This is a genomic window from Caminibacter sp. (assembly GCF_053999135.1).
The window spans coordinates 1-4,149 of the sequence record NZ_JBMXVQ010000064.1 but is presented as its reverse complement, the minus strand read 5'-3'; the positions used below and the strand labels follow the sequence as shown (position 1 = coordinate 4,149).

Here is a 4,149-nt window from a genome sequence, read left to right as displayed (position 1 = left end):
ATTTTGTATGAGGTGTAATACTTCCTGGTTTTGCAAGAACCATACCTCTTTCAACTTCGTCTTTTCCGATACCTCTTAGAAGTACCCCTACGTTGTCACCAGCTTGAGCTTCGTCCATTTCTTTTCTAAACATTTCAATACCAGTAACTTTTGTAGTTCTTGTTGGTTTAAATCCAACGATATCTACATCATCACCAAGTTTTAGAGTACCTCTTTCGATTCTTCCTGTAACAACTGTACCCCTACCAGAAATAGAGAATACGTCTTCGATTGGCATTAGAAAATCTTTTTCAGTATCTCTCTCAGGAGTTGGGATGTATTCGTCAACTGCGTTCATAAGTTCCATAATTTTTTCTGACCACTCACCAAGTTGACCAGCTTTTACTTCTTCAAGTGCTTTAAGAGCTGAACCAGCGATAACTGGAGCATTGTCACCGTCAAAATCATATTCGCTTAGAAGTTCTCTAACTTCCATTTCAACAAGTTCAAGTAGTTCTTCATCATCAACCATATCCATTTTATTTAAGAATACAACGATTGCTGGAACACCAACTTGTCTTGAAAGTAGAATGTGTTCTCTAGTTTGTGGCATAGGACCATCAGTCGCTGCAACAACTAAGATAGCTCCGTCCATCTGAGCAGCACCAGTAATCATGTTTTTAACGTAGTCTGCGTGTCCTGGACAGTCAACGTGAGCGTAATGTCTTTTTTCAGTTTCATATTCTACGTGAGATGTATTAATAGTAATACCTCTTTGTCTCTCTTCTGGAGCGTTGTCAATTTGATCGTAATCTTTCATTTCAGAAAGACCTTTTTGAGCAAGAACACCAGAAATAGCTGCTGTAAGAGTAGTTTTACCGTGGTCAACGTGTCCGATTGTACCGATGTTAACGTGTGGTTTGGTTCTTTGGAATTTTTCTTTTGCCATTTTATTCCTCCATTTAAAATTTTTATATAATATTTTTTAGCTCATCATGGTCTCCAACAAGGCCTTGCTGGAGCCCATAGCCGGGATTGAACCGGCGACCTCTTCCTTACCAAGGAAGTGCTCTGCCACTGAGCTATATGGGCAAAAACACTGCTAGCAATGTTTTGTTTAACAAAACAATAATTAATTACGGGAGTTTTTGAGCAGACAACATATTTTTAGAAAGTGTATGCTCAGCTCCCAGTTTGTCATGACTGGAGCGGGCGACGGGACTCGAACCCGCGACCCTCAGCTTGGAAGGCTGACGCTCTAGCCAACTGAGCTACGCCCGCTCATGGTGGTGGGGGCAGGATTCGAACCTGCGAAGGCGAACGCCAACGGGTTTACAGCCCGTCCCCTTTGGCCACTCGGGAACCCCACCGTTTTAACTGGTCAAACGCTGAATTAATATTTACACTGGAGCCGGCGAAGGGACTCGAACCCCCGACCTGCTGATTACAAATCAGCTGCTCTAGCCAACTGAGCTACGCCGGCTTGTGTGGATGAAATTATAAGAAAAAAATTTTCTAATGTCAAGAACTTTTTTATAATTTTCACTTTTTTTTATAATTTTTTAAAAAATATACATAATATTGTCTATGAAAATCATTATATAACGGAATATTAACTACTTTTAAAAGCTCTATTTTATCAAAGTTTTTTCTTAAATAATTAATATCTTTATTTTGTGTAATATAAATAAAATTTCTATTTTTGAATTTATCCATATTAGTGTCCATATCAAACTGGCTTCTATATTGGTGTTTAGGATTATACATCACATAAGGATTTTTAAATTCCCTTAAATAATAAACCATTTCGCTCATTGTTTTTCTATCATCATATAAAATAACACTATTAGGATACTTTATAATTAAGGGTTTTAACTCTTCTGCCAATTGATGCCATCCCAACACCCTTTTATAAGGGTCTATTTTAGAACTTATTTCAATATTCAAAATTTTTAAAAAGGTATGATAATGATAAAAAATTAGTGCCATTATTATATTAATGGCAATTCCTATTTTTAGCAATTTTTCTTTTTTTGTAAATAATAAATAAGAAACAACCAAAACAGTACCGGCTACATAAGTAGGTGCGGCCCAATTTGCAAAAGCCCTACTTAAAAAAGCAACCAAAGAAATAATACTTAGCATAACATAAGTAAAAAAATATAAAAGTTTAAATCTCTCATCTTTTATAAACGGCTTTACAAGTAAAAACAACAGCACACCAAAAAACACAGGCCCAAATACACCAAACTGAGCGGCTAAAAATTCCAACAGTTTATCAATATGAAACAATTGTCTGTCTATTTCGCTTATATCCTTAGTATGCTTAAAACTAACAAAATGATGATTAAACTGCCACAAAAGATTAGGCAAATATATTAAAGCGGCAATAAATACACTGATATAAAAATATTTATTTTTTAATATTTTCTTATGTTCTTTAGAAAAAATCAAATATAAAACAACACTTACACCAAAAACTACCATAGTATATTTACTCAATAACCCAAATCCGCCGCCTATACCCGCAAGAACCCAATACAAAGGTCTATTATACTTAAGTGCTTTTATAAAAAATAAAAGAGTAAAAGCCCAAAAAAACAGTAAAAAAGCATCAGTTGTTATAGCCATGGAAAGAAAAGATATTAAAGGCAACGTTAAATAAGAAATTCCTGCATAAAAAGATATTTTTTCATCGTTAAAAAGTTCTTTAGAAATAAAATATACTATCACTGAAGTTAAAGAGTGCATAATTAAAGCCGGTAATTTTATGCAAAATACACTGTCTCCACAAATATAAGTAGATAAGTAAATTCCCCATGCAACCATAGGAGGTTTTGAATAATAACCAAAATCAGGATGTTTAGACCAGTACCAGTAATAAGCCTCATCAAAAAACAAATCCACCTGAGAGGTATACAATACAACCAATCTATACAAAACTACAATAACAAAAAAAAACAAAAATCTTTTAAAATAATCGCTACTAATCATATACTTCCTTTATTTAATCTTTCTTACTCTCATAAAAACAGGAAATCTAGGTAAGTTATTTTTAGTATATCCCAAATATTTAAACGTCACGAAAGAACCTATTTTAGGAGGATTTTTTCTTTCCATTATACTAAAGCCGCTTCCTATTTTTATAATAATTCCGTTTTTTAATTTACATTTTAAAGCCCCAAGCATACCGGTAAATTTACCTTTACCTGCAGTATACCCTACTACCAAGCATTCATCGTCAAAATATTTTTTTAATTTCAATATTTTATTACTTCTTTTTCTTTCATATAAAGCTTCTGGGTCTCTTATTACAATTCCCTCCCCACCGTTTCTGACCACATTATTCAAAAAAGAATAAATTTGCTCTTTATTAAAAATTTTTATCTGAGGAATTATTTTAATAAATTTACTTTTATAAGATTTTAACATAGACAACCGTTGAAATAAATTACCTTTAGCATTTGGAACATCAAAAATATAATGTTTTATACTCTTCCATTTTTTACCCGGTTTTTTAGAAAGTACAATAGAAGATATATTTGCAAAATCCGCTCTTTTAGTCCAAAGCTCACCATCTATCGCAAACGGAGGATAAGAAGCCAAAAACCATTTAGGAGCAAAAATAACATTACCGTTTTTAGTATACAAATTTTTTCCATCCCAATAAGCCCTTATTCCATCCAATTTTTCACTCATCACCCATCCGTTAACATTTTGTCCGTTATATCTTTTTAAAAGCATAACATCGGCATTTAAAAAAACAACAATTAAAATAAGAATTAAAGTTTTCAAGTAACCTTCTTTTTAAAAGAATTATACAATAAAAAATAAAACACTAATTACATCGGACAGTGTTGTTTCATGCTAAAAAAATGTAAATAACGAAAAGATAAAAATATAACAGCCAAGTAGCTATTTTTGCTTACGCAACACTCAAATTTTGCTAAAAAGAGCAGATTAAAAGAAATGCGAAGCAAAAGTGCCAGACTCTTTAGAATGAACAAAGGATTAAAGACGAGATATTAAGGATTAGTAAACAGTAAGGTAAATTCAAGAGGTTAGGAGTATACACTATAAATCCTAGCGGGGACCTACTTTCCCACATCCGTAAGGATGCAGTATCATCAGCGCTGTAGGGCTTAACTTCCTGGTTCGAAATGGTTCAGG

At 33.2% G+C, this 4,149-nt stretch carries 3 protein-coding genes, 4 tRNA genes and 1 rRNA gene; all 8 read right to left on the bottom strand.

Annotated features, from left to right (window positions below; translation table 11 throughout):
- Window positions 1–928, bottom strand: a 928-nt coding sequence (gene tuf / locus ACXJH6_RS05000) for an elongation factor Tu (RefSeq protein ID WP_456470661.1), incomplete at its 3' end; no start/stop codon positions are given.
- Window positions 929–996: 68 nt separating this feature from the next.
- Window positions 997–1,071: transfer RNA gene (locus ACXJH6_RS04995), tRNA-Thr, on the bottom strand.
- Window positions 1,072–1,183: 112 nt separating this feature from the next.
- Window positions 1,184–1,260, bottom strand: a tRNA-Gly gene (locus ACXJH6_RS04990).
- Window positions 1,261–1,263: 3 nt separating this feature from the next.
- Window positions 1,264–1,349, bottom strand: a tRNA-Tyr gene (locus ACXJH6_RS04985).
- Between the two features lie 36 nt (window positions 1,350–1,385).
- Window positions 1,386–1,462: transfer RNA gene (locus tag ACXJH6_RS04980), tRNA-Thr, on the bottom strand.
- A gap of 59 nt (window positions 1,463–1,521) precedes the next feature.
- The gene (locus ACXJH6_RS04975) at window positions 1,522–2,973 is read right to left on the bottom strand and encodes an ArnT family glycosyltransferase (RefSeq protein ID WP_456470660.1); all 1,452 of its coding nucleotides are present in this window, start codon (window positions 2,971–2,973) and stop codon (window positions 1,522–1,524) included.
- A gap of 9 nt (window positions 2,974–2,982) precedes the next feature.
- Window positions 2,983–3,723 (bottom strand): DNA ligase, encoded by a 741-nt coding sequence (locus ACXJH6_RS04970; protein WP_456470662.1) that lies wholly within the window; start codon window positions 3,721–3,723, stop codon window positions 2,983–2,985.
- A 337-nt stretch (window positions 3,724–4,060) separates the two neighbouring features.
- Window positions 4,061–4,149, bottom strand: a 5S ribosomal RNA gene (gene rrf / locus ACXJH6_RS04965); the annotation flags it as partial.

Coding starts and splice junctions, on each gene's coding strand:
- ACXJH6_RS04975 (WP_456470660.1), bottom strand. CDS start 2,973: ATGATTAGTAGCGATTATTTTAAAAGATTTTTGTTTTTTTTTGTTATT.
- ACXJH6_RS04970 (WP_456470662.1), bottom strand. CDS start 3,723: ATGCTTTTAAAAAGATATAACGGACAAAATGTTAACGGATGGGTGATG.